This is a genomic window from Brachyspira intermedia PWS/A (assembly GCF_000223215.1).
GTDB classification, from domain to species: Bacteria; Spirochaetota; Brachyspiria; order Brachyspirales; family Brachyspiraceae; genus Brachyspira; species Brachyspira intermedia.
Window position 1 is genome coordinate 1,839,260 of sequence record NC_017243.1, and the last position, 17,295, is coordinate 1,856,554.

A 17,295-nucleotide genomic window follows, 5' to 3' on the forward strand; every position below is an offset into this window, starting at 1 on the left:
GTAAAATTCAAAATATTTTAAAAAAATTAAAATTTCATATTTATGATAATACTTAATATAAATTTTTCAACTTTACTTTTAGAATTTTTATTAAGAAAATATTATTAAAATCCTTGACATTTTTTATTATTTATAATAATATTATTGTCAATAGTAAATGTTTTTAGGAAAAAATAAAAATGTACAAATTAAATAATTACAATTTATTTTTCAACAATTCTTCAAGGCGTTAAGCCTCCATTTTATTTCAAAATAAATTTCTCAAAAATAAAAACAATTAAATATTAGTCTTTATTAATATTATTTTAAATTATTACAGGAGTGTTTTATATGATAAAAGTATCCGTTATAGGTGCAACAGGATATGCAGGTGCAGAATTAATAAGATTATTATTATCTCATAGTAAAGTAGAATTAAAAAATCTTTCTTCAAAAAGTTTTGTAGGAAAAAATATAAATGAGATATATCCTAATTTAAATAAAAACTTAGATAAATTATTATTAGATGAAAATGAAATATTTGAAGATACTGATGTTGTATTTGCATCATTGCCTGCTGGTTTAAGCGATGATATTGCAAATAAATGTTTTGAAAAAAATATTTTGTTTATAGATTTAGGTGCTGATTTTAGATTGGACGATGAAGAAGATTATAAAAATTGGTACGGTAAAGAATATAAATACAAAAATCTTCATAAAGAGGCAATATACTCAATACCTGAAATAATCAAATATGATAATGTATATAATAAAAAAGAATTAAAGAATGCAAAAATTATAGGTAATCCCGGCTGCTACCCTACTTCTATAGGTTTGGCATTAGCTCCGGCATTTGTAAATAAATTGATAATCAAAGATGATATTATAATCGATTCTAAATCGGGAGCTACAGGTGCAGGAAGAGAATTGAAATTAAATACTCATTATACTGAATGTAATGAAGCTTTTGCTCCTTATAAAATTGCAGAGCATAGACATACGCCTGAAATAGAACAGACATTATCAAATATATACGGCGAAGATATAAAAGTTACTTTTGTTCCTCATTTGCTTCCATTAAATAGAGGAATAGTTTCAACAATATATGGCAAATTAGAAAATAAAAATATTAAATTAGAAGATATACATAATACTTATAAAGAGTTTTATAAAGATTCAGCATTTGTAAGAGTATTAAATATTGGAGAGATAGCAAATTTAAAATATGTTAAATACTCAAACTATTGTGATATATCTTTGCATATGGATGCAAGAACTAATAAATTAATAATAGTATCAACAATAGATAATATGGTAAAAGGAGCGGCAGGACAGGCAATACAAAATATGAATATAGCTTTAGGCTTTAAAGAAGATGAGGGATTGAATTTTATTCCTCCAGCTTTCTAAAAATATAAAAATTGTGAACGTTTGGCAGACACTTAATGTCAACAATTTTTATTAAAAATAATTAAAAAAGAATATAAGAAATTGATTTACTAAACAACAATTGATTTTATAAATAAACAGGAGATTATAATGACAGATATTAAACAAATTGAAGGCGGAATATGTGCATCTGAAGGTTTTTTAGCAAACGGAGTACATGCTGGTATAAAGAAAAATAGCGAAAAAAAAGATTTAGCAATAATTTATAGTAAAAGTCTATGTTCTGCTGCTGCAGTATATACTCAAAACAAAGCATGCGGAGCAAATATAACAGTAAGCAAAGAACATTTAAAAGACGGAAAAGCAAAAGCTGTTATATGCAATTCAGGTAATGCTAATACTTGTAATAAAGACGGTGTGGATAAAGCAAAAGAAATGTGCAAACTTACTGCTGATGTATTAGGTATTGATGAAAAAGATGTGGCTGTTGCATCTACTGGTGTTATAGGCGTACCATTACCAATAGAGCCTATACAAAAAAATATAAAGACACTTATAGAGAATGCAAATCATTCTGCAGAACATGCTAAAAATGCAGCAAATGCAATAATGACAACTGACACATTTATGAAAGAAATAGCCTATGAATTTGAAATTGACGGAAAGAAAATCCATATAGGCGGAATGTCAAAAGGAAGCGGTATGATTCACCCTAATATGGCTACAATGCTTGCTTTTGTAACTACTGACTGCAATATATCAAGCGAAATGCTTCAAAAGGCTTTAAGCGAAGATGTTAAATACACATACAATATGATTAGCGTTGACGGAGATACTTCTACAAATGATATGTGTGTTGTACTTGCAAATGGAGAAGCAAAAAATACTTTAATAGATAAAGAAGATGATAATTATAAAATATTTTGCAAAGCATTGAATATGACTAATACTTATTTATCAAAGCAAATGGCTAAAGACGGAGAAGGTGCTACAAAATTAATTGAATGCGAAGTTATTAATGCTGAAAGTTTAAAATTGGCAAGAAAGATAGCTAAGTCTGTAATAACTTCAAATTTGGTAAAGGCTGCTATGTATGGATGCGATATGAATTGGGGAAGAATTTCATGTGCTATAGGCTATACTGATGCTGATTTTGATATAAATAAAGTTTCTATAAATGTTGGTTCAAAATATGGTGAGATGAATGTTTATAAAGACGGATACGGTGTAGAGTTCGATGAAGATGAAGCTTTGAAAATATTAAAAGAAGATGAAATAAAAATTACAATAGATATGAACTGTGGAAATTATAAAGCAACAGCTTGGGGTTGTGATTTAACTTATGATTATGTAAAAATTAATGGCTCTTATAGAAGTTAAAATTATATTTTATAACATTAAAAAAGGAAATAAAAATGGATAATATTTCAAATAGAGATAAAGCATTTATACTTAATCAGGCATTGCCTTATATACAGAAATACACAGGAAAAACCGTTGTAATAAAATACGGCGGAAGTGCTATGGAAAATCCTGAATTAAAAAAGAAAGTCATGAGCGATGTTGCTTTGCTTTCTACTGTGGGAATAAAAGTCATAGTTGTGCATGGCGGAGGAAAAGATATTACTGCTATGCTTAATAAAATAGGAAAAGAATCAAAATTTATAAATGGTTTAAGATACACTGATAGCGAAACTGCTGAAATAGTAAAAATGGTTCTTGCAGGTAAAGTTAATAAAGAGTTGGTAGCATCTCTTGAAAACTGCGGAGGCAAATGTCTTGGTATATGCGGTATTGACGGAAAAATGTTTAAAGTAAGCAAATATAAAGGTGATTATGATTTGGGATTTGTAGGCGATGTTGATGATGTTGATACAGATTTGCTTAATACAATTATATCAAATAAATATATTCCAATAGTTGCAACTGTAGGATGCGATGATGAAGGAAATGTTTATAATATTAATGCTGATACTGCTGCTGCAAAAATAGCAGAGAGCCTAAAAGCTGAAACTTTAATATATATGACTGATACTCCGGGACTTTTAAAAGATAAAGATGATGAAAATACTTTAATAAGTCAAATTAATATTAAAGATATAGACAACCTTATAAAAGACGGCACTATATCAGGAGGAATGATACCTAAAGTTAAGCATTGTATAGATGCAGTTGATAATGGTGTATCAAAAGTATTTATAATAGATGGAAGATTATGCCATTCATTATTAATAGAAATGTTCACCGATGAAGGTATAGGAACTATGTTTTATAAAGATTAATAAAAATTTATAAAAATAAAAAATTATGATTGGGAGTAAAAAATGCCTTGTAAGAAAACAAATAATAATCAAGATAATGAAAAATCAAAATTAAAAAAAGAATATATAAATAATGGTAAAAAATATGTTGCAAATACTTATGCTAGATTCGATATAGTTTTAGAGTCTGGAAAAGATTGTAAATTAAAAGATATAGAAGGAAAAGAATATATTGATTTAGGAAGCGGTATCGGAGTTAATAGCATTGGGTATGGTAATAAAAATTATATAAATGCTGTAACTAGTCAATTAAAAACTCTTCAGCATACATCAAACCTTTACTATACAAAACCTTATATAGATTTAGCAAAAAAATTATGCTCTATTACTAAATATGATAAAGTATTTTTCTGCAACTCCGGTGCTGAAGCAAATGAAGCGGCTATTAAATGTGCAAGAAAATATTCTTTCAATAAATATGCTAATAATAATAAAGATTATAAAAGATATAAAATAGTAACTCTAAAAAACTCTTTTCATGGCAGAACTATGGCTACAATTTCAGCTACAGGTCAGGAAGTTTTTCATAATTACTTTTTCCCATTTTTGGAAGGTTTCTCATTTGCAGAGGCTAACAATTATGAAGACACTATAGAAAAGTTAAAAGACAATGCCTGTGCTATGATGATGGAGCTTATACAAGGTGAAGGCGGAGTTATACCTCTTGATAAAGAATATGTACAGAAAGTGCAAAAATACTGCGAAGAAAATGATATACTTTTTATAGTTGATGAAGTACAAACTGGTGCAGGAAGAACAGGAAAATTCTTATGTTCTGAGCATTTTGGAATTAAGCCTGATATAACTACATTGGCTAAAGGCTTAGGAGGAGGACTTCCTATAGGGGCAATGCTTATGAGTAAAAAATGTTCTGATGTATTTGTTCCAGGAGATCATGCTTCTACATTTGGTGCTAATCCTGTTGTTGCTGCCGGTGCTTTGGAAGTATTAAATATAATAGATAAAAACTTATTAAAAGAAGTTGAAAAGAAATCCAAATATATAAAAAGTAAATTAATGAAACTTGATAATGTTGTAAGTGTAGACGGAATAGGTTTAATGCTTGGAATAGGTTTGAAAGAAGGATTAAATGCAAGAGAAATAGTAGAAAAATGTATATCAAAAGGAGCTATTCCATTAACTGCTAAAAACAAAATAAGACTATTACCTCCTCTTACAATAAGTGATAAAGAATTAGAAAAAGCCGTTTCGATACTTTGTGAGTGTTTAGGATAAAGATAATAGACCTGCTTTATAATGGTGTTTTTGTATTATAAAGCAGGTTTATATAAATTAAATATTATGCTGATATATCTCTTTTATTAAAAATGATCACAGTAAGTATATTAGTTACTATTCCAATAATAAATAAGCATATAGTGCCAATTAAAAATATATTAAAATCTGTACTATATTTAGATGGTTCAAACAAAGTTATAATACTTAAATATTTAAAAAATTCTGCCTTCTCTCCTACTCTTGATATCATCTGAAATAACATAAATAATATACATACTCCGGCACCAGCCCAAAGAGAAATCGCTGAAGAAGAAAAACTAATAGAACTCAAAAAACATATCCCTAAAAAAGAAAGCCATAAACCATAAAGACCTACATTAATAATTATAAGTTTTGATATATCAAGTTCGCTTTTAAACATGATCTCGCTTGTAAATATAATGAGCATAGTTATATATAAATTTAATATAAATATTTCTATGACAGCATTTAATATTTGTGTAGATATTATTTTTATTCTTGAATTTGGTGTAGCAAATAAATATGCGATGCTTCCTTTATCAATATATCTTATTACTAGTCTATTAACCAATAACACAATGAAAACTAATGGAAAAATAATAAGCAAAAATGAATATAAATAATCAATTAAAAAGTCAGTTAAATTATTTGAAAAATTATTCATTCCAAACAATGCAAACATTTGAGGCATACTCTCAACCATAGAATTTAAACTATCAACAAGTTTAGGGTCAAACATAGAAACTATAATTGCTCCATACATAGTTAATACAGCAGCAAATATTAATAATATTTTTAAATTTGATTTGAATTCTTTTTTAAGTAAAATGAAATTTATCATGTTTATCTCCATTATTCAAAATAAAAATTATATCTTTACAATTTTTATTTATTATAAAAATGCAAAAATAACTCCTCCAAAGTCTGACTTGAAGAATTAATATCTAATATATCATAATTGCTAAGTTCTTTTATAAAACTATTAACTTCATTATTAGCAATAACAATTTTTACAATATTATTATTATTCAATTCAGATTTAAAACTAATTTTATTTTTAAAATTTTCAGCATCTTTTTCATTTTTAAATACTACTTCAAAATTCTTATTCTTTTTAGATTTTAATTCATCCATATTTTCTATAGCAATTAGCCTGCCATCTTTTAATATAGCAGTTCTATCGCATGTTTTTTCTATCTCTTCAAATATATGCGATGACATGAAAATTGTAGTGCCTTTTTTCTTTTCTTCTAAAATTAAATCAATAAACTTTTTCTGCATCAAAGGATCAAGTCCGCTAGTAGGCTCATCTAATATAACAACTTCAGGCTCATTCATAAAAGCACATACTATACCTATTTTTTGTTTAGTACCTTTAGACATTTTATTTATTTTTCTGTTAGCATCCAATTCAAAAATATCTATAAGCTCTTTAATTCTATTTTTATTTTTTATTGATTTCATATCAGCAATAAAATTTATAAAATCATCGCCTTTCATCTCATCCATAAAAGCAATTTCACCGGGTAAATATCCAAGTTTTGATTGTATATTTTCTCTTTTATAAAAACAATTCATATTTAATATTTTAGCATTGCCTTTATCAGATTTTATAAATCCCATTAATTGTCTTATAGTTGTTGTCTTACCAGCTCCATTAGGGCCAAGCATTCCAAATATTTCGCCTTTATTCACTTCAAAGGATAAATCAAATACTCCTCTGCTGCTTCCATAATCTTTAGTAATATTATCTACTTTTATTACAGACATAAATATCCTCCTATGTCTTTATAAATATTCTTCCTTGTATGAAATCTGCTTAAACATCTTCATCCATTTAGAATACTGTTTTATCATGTCATCTTTATCTATTTTGATTTTCATTTTTTTTCTGCTCTGTAAATAACCTTCCGATGTGTATGTTATCATTTCTATAATATCTTGCATATTAACATCATCTTTAAATTTAGTTGTATCAATATTTTTAAAATAACTGCTTATATCAATTTGTTTTTTATTTTTATAATTATTAACTATTTCCTTAACAACTTCACTTTCATCAAAATATCCCCGTATTAAAAAATCAAATATAGATTTATATTTTTCCATCATTTCTAATTTTTTATAAAAAGAATATTCCATAAGTTCAAAAAAATCTGTAATCTTGAAAAAATCAGAATCAGCAATAATCTTTCCTATATATTCATATACATACTCATAAACATACAAATATAAATTCCTCTTATTTTGAAAATGATACAATAAAAGCGACTTTGATATATTAGCATTATTAGAAATATTTTCTAAAATAGCATGCTTATATTCATACTTTGAAAACTCTTCTATAGAAGCATTGATAATAGCTTCCCTTTTATCTTCTGGTATATTGGCATTTTTACTCATAATTAACTTTGAAACTAATAATTTACATACTGACTGACTAAGTTAGTCAGTATATTTTTATTATAGAATATAATAAAAAATTGTCAATAAAAAAATTATAAATAAAAGTGCCTCATATTATACATTTATCAGGAGTTTTGTTAAAATAAAATGATGTTAGGGTTTTAGATATTTTTATATCTTAACAAAAAATATATAACATGAGGCATATAGATATATAATAAATAAAAGAAAAATTACATTATATTGTGGAAATAATTTAAAATATTGTCGATTGTCGATTGTCGATTGTCGATTGTCGATTGTCGATTGTATTAATAAATAAATGATTCATAACTTATATAAATTAACATAGTAAACTTTTTTTGTCAATATAAAATAAGTCCTTTTTATAAAAAATATATTTTATTATACGATTTTATTAATTTTATTTTATGCCCTTGAAGTTTTTTAATTAATTGTTTATATTATATCAAAATTTTAATGCATTTAATTAAAGGAAAATATGAAAAGAAATATATTAATAGAAGGTGTCGATATACCATCAAGATTTTTTTTAGCACCTATGGCTGGGTATACTGACCATGTATTTAGAAGATTATCAAGAAGATTCGGAGCAGGACTTTTAATAACCGAATTAGTAAGTGCCGCTGCTTTAGCAAGACAAGTAAAAAAGACATATAGGTATATGGAACATAAAGAAGATGAATACCCTATATCACTTCAATTATTCGGAGCAAATGAAGATGATTATAAAAGAGCTATAGAAATAACAGATTTAAGCGGTTTTTCTTTTATAGATATTAATATGGGCTGCCCTACCAAAAAAGTAGTAAAAAATAATGGAGGAGCAGGACTTTTAGAAGATACTGATAAAATGATTTCGGTATTAAAAGCTGTAAAAAGTGTATCTCCTTTACCTGTAAGCGTTAAAATAAGATTAGGACTTAAAAGAGGTGAAGGCGGAGAAATAGAAAGAGCCTTAGCTATGAAAGAAAATGGAGCATGCTTTTTAACATTGCATGGAAGATATGCAAGTGATATGTATAGAGGAACTGCTGATTGGGAATCTATAGCAAAAGTAAAAGAAGCATTGGGCGAAGACTATATTTTAATAGGAAATGGAGATATAAAAAACAAAGAAGATGCTATAAAGGCATTCGATATTTCTAAAGTTGATGGAATAATGGTTGGACGCGGTGCTATAGGAAACCCTTGGATATTTGCAGAACTCAATACTATATTTGAAGATAATGATGAGTACAAATTAAAAGAAGAAGATAATTTAAAAAATATAATAAGAGAACATATTGATGGATGCTGTGAGCTTTATGGAGAAATAAGCGGAATACATTTTATGCGTAAGTTCATTATGAAATATTTAACTGGATATAGAATGGAAAATAAAATAGAACTTATGAAATGCGAGAACAAAGAAGAATTATTTAAAATATTGGATAATATTATAACAGAATAATTTGATAATATAAATAATCAAAAAATAAAATAAAATAAGTTCCTGATATTATAACAGGAACTTATTTTTTATAATAGATCAATATTTATTACTGTTCTATCAAAATATTCTTTTCCGTATCTTTATCGAATATATGAAGTTTATTCAAATCGAATTCCATATATGCACGCTGATCTCTTTCATAATCATCGCTGGTATTGATTCTTATTGTAACCTGTAAATCACCAAAATTCATATACAAATAGCTTTCAGAACCTATCATCTCTATAACATCAATGATAGCCTCTATTAAATTATTTGAATTAGTTTCTGATTTATCTTTATATAAAGTAATATTTTCAGGTCTAATTCCCAATATAACATCTTTTCCGTTATATGAATCATCTATCTTTGAAACTCTTTCATTATTTAATTCAATTTCATATCTTCCGAAAGAAGCATACCATTTTCCATCTTTCTTAGAAAGTTTTGCATTTATAAAATTCATTTGAGGTGCTCCAATGAATCCAGCAACAAATAAATTTTTAGGGCTATTATAAAGAGTCTTAGCATCATCAACTTGCATGATATCACCGTCTTTCATAACAACGATTCTAGTACCCATAGTCATAGCTTCAACTTGGTCATGCGTAACATATACAAAAGTCGTTTGAAGCTGTTTATGAAGTTTTATTAATTCTGTACGCATCTGAACTCTTAATTTAGCATCAAGGTTGGAAAGAGGCTCATCTAATAAAAATACGGAAGGGTTTCTTACCATAGCTCTTCCTAAAGCAACTCTTTGACGCTGACCTCCTGATAATGCTTTAGGTTTTCTATCTAATAAATGTGATATATCAAGAACTTTTGCTGCCCATTCAACTCTTTTCTTTATTTCATCTTTTGGAGTTTTTCTAAGTTCAAGTCCAAAAGCCATATTTTTAAATACTGTCATATGAGGGTATAAAGCATAATTCTGAAACACCATAGCTATATCTCTATCTTTTGGTGCCACATCATTAACGAGTCTATCTCCAATATATAATTTACCATCTGTAATCTCTTCGAGTCCTGCTATCATACGAAGAGTTGTAGATTTTCCACATCCGGATGGACCAACAAGAATTACAAATTCTTTATCTGCTATATCTAAACTAAAATCTTTAACAACTTCCACATTATTATCATATACTTTTCTTATATGCTCAAATTTAATACTAGACATAATTCCCTTCCTTTTTATTTGTTTATTAAAATTATTTTAATTTTTTACATTATAAAATATAATTATTTAGGTTCTTAAACCTCCTTTATAATTTTTTTAATAAGTTTAATACCCTATTTTCTAATATATCCAAATAAATATCTAATATGCAATTTTCACATTATTTTATATACTATAAAATGTTTTTAATAAAAATCATAACAGTATATATTCTATTAATCAAATTATGAAATATTATTTTCAACAAATAAAACTATTATATATCAAAAATATTAATATATTTATAGCTTATAAAAATACTTTTTATTTTGATAATCAATATAATCTTATTCAAAGTGCAAAAATATTTATTACTTTATAATATCAATAATATAAAAAAACTCAAAAAACAATTTTACAGTATTAATGCGGTAATTAAATTTGTAGGACTTTAATATTTGTATAATATAAAATGACGGAAAGTATGAATATTATAAGAGGGCATTACTATAACGCCCTCTATTTTTATTTTAAATTACGAATTTTTTGAATTCTTTTGCAAGTTCACTAGCATCTGTACCAACTACTATATGAATTTCATTATTGTTTATTGTTTCAACTGCAGGATAATATTTCTTTATCTCTTCAATATTAACTTTATTAATATCTTTTATTTCCAATCTCAATCTAGTAGCACAATTAGTAACTTTAGTTATATTATCTATACCTCCAACTAATGGAAGAAGTAATGATGTTTTTAAAGTTTGACTTCCTAGCAATTTTTCTAAATCTTCAGCAAGCTCACTTACAGAAGTACCAACTACTATATGCACTTCTTTATCATTTATCTTTTGTACTGCCGGATAATACTTTTTTATTCCATCAGCATTAACCTTATTAACATCTTTCAATTCAAGTCTTAATCTAGTAGCACAATTATTTACTTTTACTATATTTTCTATTCCGCCAATCAAAGGAATAAGCATTAATGCATCATTAGCATAAGTAATATCTCTATCATTAGTTTCATAAGAAGTAATTAACTTTTCTAAATCCTCAGCAAGCTCGCTTACAGAAGTACCAACTATTATATGAACTTCTTTATCATTTATCTTTTGTACTGCTGGATAATATTTTTTTATCTCTTCAGTATTTACTTTATTAACATCTTTTACTTCAAGTCTCAATCTAGTAGCACAATTATTTACTTTTACTATATTTTCTCTATTTCCAAGTAAAGGAAGAAGAGTCATAGCTCTATTAGAAGCATTATCATCAAAAGCCATTATTCTCTCTAAAGATTCAGCTAATTCGCTTGCATTTGTACCAACTACTATATGAACTTCTTTATCACTTATCTTCTGTACTGCTGGATAATATTTTTTTATCTCTTCAGCATTTACTTTATTTACATCTTTTACTTCAAGTCTTAATCTAGTAGCACAGTTATTTACTTTTACTATATTTTCTCTTCCGCCTAGCAAATTCATAGGAAGTATAAATTTAACATCTTTTTTATTTGATTCCATTGTTAAACCTCATAATATTTATAATGTACAATACTAACATAATATGTATTTTATTTCTAGTATATATTGAAATGCCATAGTTTATGGATTTTTTATTAAAAATGATATAAATAAAATATGTTAGAAAACTAACATGTAAATTTATAAAAGACTATCTTTTATAATCATATTAAATATTGTTTGTATATATTTAACTAAAGTTAATAATTTTTTAATAAAATAAAACTGAAAAATGTTTTCTATAAACTTTATTTTAATTAATTTTTCATATAAAAAGCTCGGCAATAATAAATACTGCAAGCATTAAAACATATGAAATACAATAAAAAAAATAATTATTTATTCAATAATTTTTTTAATTCATCAGCTAATTCAAAAGCCTTAGTACCAACTATTATATGAACTTCTGTAGGACTTATTTTCTGTACTACTGGATAATATTTTTCTTCATTAATCTTATCAGCATTTACAACTTCCAATCTAAGTCTTGTAGCACAATTATTTATATTTACTATATTTTCTCTGCCTCCAAGCAAAGAAATAATATCTGATAAATTATTGTAAACACTATAATCAGAAGCTAATATTTTCTCTAAAGATTCAGCAATTAAATTGGCATTAGTACCAACTATTATATGAACTTCTGTAGGACTTATTTTTTGTACAGAAGGATAATATTTTTCTATTTCTTTTTCATCAACTTTATTAGCATCTTTTACTTCAAGTCTTAATCTAGTAGCACAGTTATTTACTTTTACTATATTTTCTCTTCCGCCTAGCAAATTCATAGGAAGTATAAATTTAACATCTTTTTTATTTGATTCCATTGTTAAACCTCATAATATTATGATTTATAATACTAACATAATATTTATTTTATCTCTATAAAAAATAGCCCGCAATATAAATTGCAGGCTATCATATTATTATATAATGCTATATAAACAATTATTTTTTAGCTACTTTCTTGAACTCATCTGCTAAGAATTGCACTTTAGGGCCTACAATTACTTGTACAGAAGTTTTTCCAGGAGTTAATACACCAGGGAACATTTTTTTAATTTCAGCAGCTTGTATTATAGTATTATCTTTTACTTCTAATCTTAATCTAGTAGCACAGTTATCAATATCAACTATATTTTCTATACCGCCAAGTAAAGGAAGAAGCATTAATGCTTTTTCTGCATAAGAAGCATCGCCTGAAACACTAACTTCTACTTCTACATCATCATCATCTTCTCTTCCAGGAGTTTTAAGATTGAATTTCTGTATAGCAAAATTGAATATAACAAAATATAATACAAAGAATACTATACCTTGAATAATCAACATATACCAATTAACAGCTAATGGGTTTTTAGTAGAAAGAAGTAAGTCTATCAAACCAGCTGAGAATCCGAATCCAGCCATCCATTTCATACTAGCAGAAATAATTAAAGAAATACAAGTAAGTAAAGCGTGTATTACATATAATACAGGAGCTACGAACATGAATGAGAATTCTATAGGCTCAGTAACACCAGTAAAGAAGCTAGCAAAACCAGCAGCCAACATTATAGATTTAATTTTATTTCTATTTTCAGGCTTAGCATTTTTGATGAAAGCTAAACAAGCACCTAAAAGACCAAACATCATAATAGGGAAGAATCCAGCCTGATACATACCAGTAACACCTATTGTAGCTGTACCAGCATCTATAGAAGCCTGACCGCCTAAGAAATTAGGTATATCATTGATACCAGCAACGTCAAACCAGAATACTGAGTTAAGAGCATGGTGTAAACCAACAGGGATTAATAATCTATTGAAGAAACCATAAATACCTGCTCCTATAGGACCAAGACCTATTATAGCTTCACCAAATGCTACTAAACCGCCATAAATAGCAGGCCAAATAACCATTAAGATGAAAGATACTACCATCATAACTACAGATGTAATTATTGGTACAAATCTTCTTCCACTGAAAAATGCCAAAAATTCAGGCAATTTAATTTCAGAAAATTTATTATATAAACCTCCTGCTATAACACCGCAAAGTATTCCTATAAATTGGTTATTAATTTTAGCAAAACCAGCAGGAACTTGCTCAACAGGTTTACTTTGAATCATAGCAACTGTAGCAGGGGCTAAAAGAGTTGTAACAACAAGGAAAGCAACAAGACCAGCTAAAGCAGCAGCACCATTTCTATCTTTTGACATACCGAAAGCAACACCAATAGCAAAAAGTATAGGCATATTGTCTATAATAGAACCGCCGGCCTTAATAAAGAAAGCTGCAACTGGACTTCCGCCGCCCCATCCATTTGGGTCAATCCAATAACCAATACCCAAAAGAATAGCTGCTGCAGGTAATACAGCAACTGGAACCATTAGGGACTTACCTATTCTTTGTAGATAATTAAACATATATCCTCCATAAAAATTAAAAAAGTAATTATTTTACTTATATTACATAGTATAATACTTATTTATTATATTATCAAGTATTATACAATTTATTAATTCATTTTTTACAAGTTTTTATCATTTATGTAAATAAAAAACCTAAATTATTTATATTATATACGATATTTGAACATAAAAACTATTATAATATTTTTTAGGATAAAGTTATTTACTTTATAAACATTTGTGATAAAATAAAAATACAAAGTTATTTAGTGGAGGTATTTATAATGGGATTATTCTCTAAAAAAATCGAAATAAAAAGTCCTATAAAAGGCAGATTGGTTGATGTTACAGAAGTAAAAGATGAGGCTTTCTCTACAAAAGCACTTGGCGATGGAATGGCTATTGTACCAGAGGAAGGAAAAGTATACTCTCCTGTTGACGGCGAAGTTATAACAATGGTTGATAGTAATCATGCCATAGGATTATCTTCTAAAGGAATTGAAATACTTATACACATTGGAATGGACACTGTAAAATTGGGCGGTAAACACTTCAAAGCACATGTTAAAGAAGGAGATAAAGTTAAAGTAGGTACCTTATTAATAGAATTTGATAAAGAAGAAGTAGAAAAAGAATATGATATTACTTCCCCTGTTATAATACCTAATTTCTCTGAATTAAAATCATTAACTAAAACAGCTCCTAGAAATGTTTCTACAGATGATGTCATAATGACTGCTGTTAAATAAAAAATAATATATATTAAGTTATTATTAGAGGAGTGATAAAAGCTCCTCTTTATTTTTATTCTTTATTATCTTTAATATCTTCTTTTAATTTTCTATATAAAGTAGCTCTTTCAATTCCAAGTATTTTAGCAACCTGTGCCTTATTAAAATTATTATTGCTAAGCAAATGATTAATATACATTCTTTCAAGTTCTTCTAATGTAACATCATTTTCAACTACAAAATTGCTTTCGCTGTTTTTCAAAGCCCAATCAGGTATATTGCTCTCATCAATTTTTCCGTCTTTACACATAACAACCATAGTTTCTATTGTGTTTCTAAGTTCTCTGACATTTCCTTCCCATTGCAATGAAGATAATATTTTATATACCTTTTTATCAACCGATTTTATTTCTATAGAATGTACTTTAGAAAACTCCTTAATAAAATTATCTATTAAAAGAGGTATATCTTCCCTTCTCTCTCTAAGAGGAGGCATTTCTATTTTTATAACATTAAGCCTATAATATAAATCTTCTCTGAATTTACCCTCTTTTATTTCCTCTGATAATTTTTTATTTGTAGCAGCAATTACCCTGATATCAACTTCAATAGGAGTATTAGAACCTACCCTCTCTATAACTCTTTCTTCCAACACCCTCAATAATTTAACTTGTACAATCTGATTAATCTCACCTATCTCATCTAAAAATATAGTGCCTTTATTTGCTGCCTCAAATCTTCCGATTTTTTTATCAATAGCTCCTGTAAAAGAACCTTTTTCATGTCCAAATAATTCGCTTTCCAAAACACCTTCTGAAAGTGCCGCACAGTTTACAGTTATATAAGGCTGTTTGGCTCTGTCTGATATTTGATGAATAGCATTAGCAACTAATTCCTTACCTGTTCCACTCTCACCTTCTATCAATACTGTAGCTTTAGTTCTCGCAACCTGTTTTATTGCCTCATAAACCTTTAATATTTTAGGACTATGCCCTATCATACCGTAAAAACTTTCATGATAATCCACTCTGCTTTCAAGAGTTTCATTAGTTTTCTTAATATTTTTACTTTCTAAAGCTCTTGCTATAATAAGAAGCATCTTATCAAGATTGAAAGGCTTCGTCATAAAATCATAAGCACCAAGCCTCATCATTTCAACAGCAGTTTCAACATTTCCATGCCCCGTTAACACTATAACAGGTATATGTTTGTCAAAGTCTAAAATATCTTTTAAAAATTCCTCACCAGTTTTTTCAGGCATTTTTAAATCAGTTATAACTAAATCAATTCCGCCTTTATAAACGATTTCTATTCCTTTCTCGCCGTTTTCAGCAGTTACAACTTCATAACCTTCGAATTCCAATGATTTTTTAATACCATCTCTTATATTTTTCTCATCATCTATTACTAATATTTTAGGCATAATTTATAAATCCGTTTCTAAAAATTTTTGATTCTCCTGCTTTAAAGGAAGTTTTATAATAAACTCACTTCCTTTACCATATTCGCTTTCTATAGTTACATTTCCATTATGTGCTTCTATTATACGAACTACATTTGTAAGTCCTAAACCTGTACCATGTCTTTTAGTTGTAAAATAAGGCTCGAATATTTTACCAAGAGATTCTTCTTTTATTCCGACACCTGTGTCTTTTATACTTATAACCGCATAATTATCAACGGTTTTAAGTTTTATAAAAATTTCTTTCTTTTTATCATCTGCATTATCACTCATAGCATCTATAGCATTCTGTATTATATTAATTAAAGACTGCTTTATATATTTTTCATCCAATTTTAATATAAGATTATCCTTATCAAATTTAACATCAATATTAACATTATTCTTTTCTATCTCATATTTCAAAAATGCTATAGTAGATAAAATAAGTTCATTTATATTAACATCTTCAATATTAAGCTCCAATTTACGCACAGAAAATAAAAATGAATTTATAGTTTCCTCAAGTCTGCTTATTTCTTCTTTGATAATATCCGAATACTCTTTAAAATCTTTATAGCATTGACATTCATTATCCATGTTCTTTTTTATTATCTTATCTATAAGTTGTACATATATCGAAATAGAACCAAGAGGATTTTTTATTTCATGTGCTACTCCTGCAGCAAGTGTTGTAAGAGAAGCTAATTGTTCGGCTCTTTTAAGTTTCTGTGCACTTTCGTATGTTTTAGTAATATCGAATGCCTTTATAAGCGTACCTATTATTCTTCCGCTATCTCCTATTGGAAGTATATTTATCTGGAGTATCCTTTCATTTTCATCATCTTTTAATAATTTTGTATCTGAAATATTATCTTTCATAAGTTCTAATATAGATCTTCCTATATCAGTTGATGACATATATTTTGAAAGAGGCTTACCTTCAGAGTTTCTAGGTATTGAAAAGAGAAAGCAGGCTTTTTTATTTATTCCTTGTATGGCATTCTTATCATCTATTGCTATTATACCCTCTTCAAGATTTTCTAAAATAATGTTTTGAGAATACCAAAGAGTTGACAGCCTTTTAAAAACTTTCTTCTTTTCATTATCAGAAACTTTATCGAAATTCTGCAGTATTTTATCAAAAAACTGATTTCTTCTATTCATTTTATAAAGTATATTAAAAAT

General features: G+C 27.3%; 15 protein-coding genes. 6 read left to right on the top strand and 9 right to left on the bottom strand.

Going from position 1 to position 17,295, the window contains the following annotated elements; genetic code table 11:
• The first annotated feature begins 330 nt into the window (after nt 1-330).
• From argC to BINT_RS08035, 4 genes are all read left to right on the top strand, one after another.
• Nucleotides 331-1,389 carry an N-acetyl-gamma-glutamyl-phosphate reductase gene (argC, locus tag BINT_RS08020; protein WP_014488069.1) on the top strand — a complete coding sequence of 353 codons (1,059 nt, stop codon included), beginning with the start codon at nt 331-333 and terminating at the stop codon, nt 1,387-1,389.
• Nucleotides 1,390-1,518: 129 nt separating this feature from the next.
• Complete coding sequence (argJ, locus tag BINT_RS08025) at nt 1,519-2,748, top strand: bifunctional glutamate N-acetyltransferase/amino-acid acetyltransferase ArgJ (protein WP_014488070.1); 1,230 nt, start codon at nt 1,519-1,521, stop codon at nt 2,746-2,748.
• Between the two features lie 35 nt (nt 2,749-2,783).
• Nucleotides 2,784-3,650, top strand: coding sequence for an acetylglutamate kinase (argB, locus tag BINT_RS08030; RefSeq protein WP_014488071.1), 867 nt, complete (start codon nt 2,784-2,786; stop codon nt 3,648-3,650).
• A gap of 42 nt (nt 3,651-3,692) precedes the next feature.
• Entirely contained in the window at nt 3,693-4,925 is a 1,233-nt protein-coding gene (locus BINT_RS08035; RefSeq protein ID WP_014488072.1) for an aspartate aminotransferase family protein, read from the top strand.
• 64 nt (nt 4,926-4,989) lie between these two features.
• Here BINT_RS08035 and BINT_RS08040 read toward each other — a convergent pair whose 3' ends face one another.
• From BINT_RS08040 to BINT_RS08050, 3 genes are read right to left on the bottom strand one after another with little or no spacing between them, the layout of a single operon-like run.
• Nucleotides 4,990-5,790 (bottom strand): hypothetical protein, encoded by an 801-nt coding sequence (locus BINT_RS08040; RefSeq protein WP_014488073.1) that lies wholly within the window; start codon nt 5,788-5,790, stop codon nt 4,990-4,992.
• 44 nt (nt 5,791-5,834) lie between these two features.
• On the bottom strand, nt 5,835-6,719 hold the full coding sequence (locus BINT_RS08045) for an ABC transporter ATP-binding protein (RefSeq protein ID WP_014488074.1): 885 nt from the start codon (nt 6,717-6,719) through the stop codon (nt 5,835-5,837).
• A gap of 18 nt (nt 6,720-6,737) precedes the next feature.
• Nucleotides 6,738-7,352: a TetR/AcrR family transcriptional regulator gene (locus tag BINT_RS08050; RefSeq protein ID WP_014488075.1), complete on the bottom strand. Its 615-nt coding sequence runs from the start codon at nt 7,350-7,352 to the stop codon at nt 6,738-6,740.
• A 505-nt stretch (nt 7,353-7,857) separates the two neighbouring features.
• Here BINT_RS08050 and BINT_RS08055 point away from each other — a divergent pair.
• Nucleotides 7,858-8,829: a tRNA dihydrouridine synthase gene (locus tag BINT_RS08055; RefSeq protein WP_014488076.1), complete on the top strand. Its 972-nt coding sequence runs from the start codon at nt 7,858-7,860 to the stop codon at nt 8,827-8,829.
• A gap of 88 nt (nt 8,830-8,917) precedes the next feature.
• Here BINT_RS08055 and BINT_RS08060 read toward each other — a convergent pair whose 3' ends face one another.
• The 4 genes from BINT_RS08060 to nagE form a co-directional block, all read right to left on the bottom strand.
• Nucleotides 8,918-10,033, bottom strand: a complete 1,116-nt coding sequence (locus tag BINT_RS08060; RefSeq protein WP_014488077.1) for an ABC transporter ATP-binding protein — start codon at nt 10,031-10,033, stop codon at nt 8,918-8,920.
• 509 nt (nt 10,034-10,542) lie between these two features.
• Nucleotides 10,543-11,541: a PTS transporter subunit EIIB gene (locus tag BINT_RS08065; RefSeq protein ID WP_014488078.1), complete on the bottom strand. Its 999-nt coding sequence runs from the start codon at nt 11,539-11,541 to the stop codon at nt 10,543-10,545.
• A gap of 335 nt (nt 11,542-11,876) precedes the next feature.
• Nucleotides 11,877-12,368, bottom strand: coding sequence for a PTS transporter subunit EIIB (locus tag BINT_RS08070; RefSeq protein ID WP_014488079.1), 492 nt, complete (start codon nt 12,366-12,368; stop codon nt 11,877-11,879).
• A gap of 121 nt (nt 12,369-12,489) precedes the next feature.
• Nucleotides 12,490-13,950 (bottom strand): N-acetylglucosamine-specific PTS transporter subunit IIBC, encoded by a 1,461-nt coding sequence (gene nagE, locus BINT_RS08075; protein ID WP_041177345.1) that lies wholly within the window; start codon nt 13,948-13,950, stop codon nt 12,490-12,492.
• A gap of 269 nt (nt 13,951-14,219) precedes the next feature.
• Between nagE and BINT_RS08080 the strand changes: the two genes are divergently transcribed.
• Nucleotides 14,220-14,684: a PTS sugar transporter subunit IIA gene (locus BINT_RS08080; RefSeq protein ID WP_041177346.1), complete on the top strand. Its 465-nt coding sequence runs from the start codon at nt 14,220-14,222 to the stop codon at nt 14,682-14,684.
• Nucleotides 14,685-14,739: 55 nt separating this feature from the next.
• Here BINT_RS08080 and BINT_RS08085 read toward each other — a convergent pair whose 3' ends face one another.
• Both BINT_RS08085 and BINT_RS08090 read right to left on the bottom strand, forming a co-directional pair.
• On the bottom strand, nt 14,740-16,089 hold the full coding sequence (locus tag BINT_RS08085) for a sigma-54-dependent transcriptional regulator (protein ID WP_014488082.1): 1,350 nt from the start codon (nt 16,087-16,089) through the stop codon (nt 14,740-14,742).
• A gap of 3 nt (nt 16,090-16,092) precedes the next feature.
• Complete coding sequence (locus BINT_RS08090) at nt 16,093-17,274, bottom strand: two-component system sensor histidine kinase NtrB (protein ID WP_014488083.1); 1,182 nt, start codon at nt 17,272-17,274, stop codon at nt 16,093-16,095.
• Nucleotides 17,275-17,295 lie beyond the last annotated feature (21 nt).

What these genes read in the sequence shown, in the direction of transcription:
- BINT_RS08035 (WP_014488072.1), top strand. Translation starts at nt 3,693, where the DNA reads ATGCCTTGTAAGAAAACAAATAATAATCAAGATAATGAAAAATCAAAA.
- BINT_RS08070 (WP_014488079.1), bottom strand. Translation starts at nt 12,368, where the DNA reads ATGGAATCAAATAAAAAAGATGTTAAATTTATACTTCCTATGAATTTG.
- BINT_RS08055 (WP_014488076.1), top strand. Translation starts at nt 7,858, where the DNA reads ATGAAAAGAAATATATTAATAGAAGGTGTCGATATACCATCAAGATTT.
- nagE (WP_041177345.1), bottom strand. Translation starts at nt 13,950, where the DNA reads ATGTTTAATTATCTACAAAGAATAGGTAAGTCCCTAATGGTTCCAGTT.
- BINT_RS08065 (WP_014488078.1), bottom strand. Translation starts at nt 11,541, where the DNA reads ATGGAATCAAATAAAAAAGATGTTAAATTTATACTTCCTATGAATTTG.
- BINT_RS08060 (WP_014488077.1), bottom strand. Translation starts at nt 10,033, where the DNA reads ATGTCTAGTATTAAATTTGAGCATATAAGAAAAGTATATGATAATAAT.
- BINT_RS08090 (WP_014488083.1), bottom strand. Translation starts at nt 17,274, where the DNA reads ATGAATAGAAGAAATCAGTTTTTTGATAAAATACTGCAGAATTTCGAT.
- BINT_RS08085 (WP_014488082.1), bottom strand. Translation starts at nt 16,089, where the DNA reads ATGCCTAAAATATTAGTAATAGATGATGAGAAAAATATAAGAGATGGT.
- argC (WP_014488069.1), top strand. Translation starts at nt 331, where the DNA reads ATGATAAAAGTATCCGTTATAGGTGCAACAGGATATGCAGGTGCAGAA.
- BINT_RS08050 (WP_014488075.1), bottom strand. Translation starts at nt 7,352, where the DNA reads ATGAGTAAAAATGCCAATATACCAGAAGATAAAAGGGAAGCTATTATC.
- BINT_RS08080 (WP_041177346.1), top strand. Translation starts at nt 14,220, where the DNA reads ATGGGATTATTCTCTAAAAAAATCGAAATAAAAAGTCCTATAAAAGGC.
- argJ (WP_014488070.1), top strand. Translation starts at nt 1,519, where the DNA reads ATGACAGATATTAAACAAATTGAAGGCGGAATATGTGCATCTGAAGGT.
- argB (WP_014488071.1), top strand. Translation starts at nt 2,784, where the DNA reads ATGGATAATATTTCAAATAGAGATAAAGCATTTATACTTAATCAGGCA.
- BINT_RS08040 (WP_014488073.1), bottom strand. Translation starts at nt 5,790, where the DNA reads ATGATAAATTTCATTTTACTTAAAAAAGAATTCAAATCAAATTTAAAA.
- BINT_RS08045 (WP_014488074.1), bottom strand. Translation starts at nt 6,719, where the DNA reads ATGTCTGTAATAAAAGTAGATAATATTACTAAAGATTATGGAAGCAGC.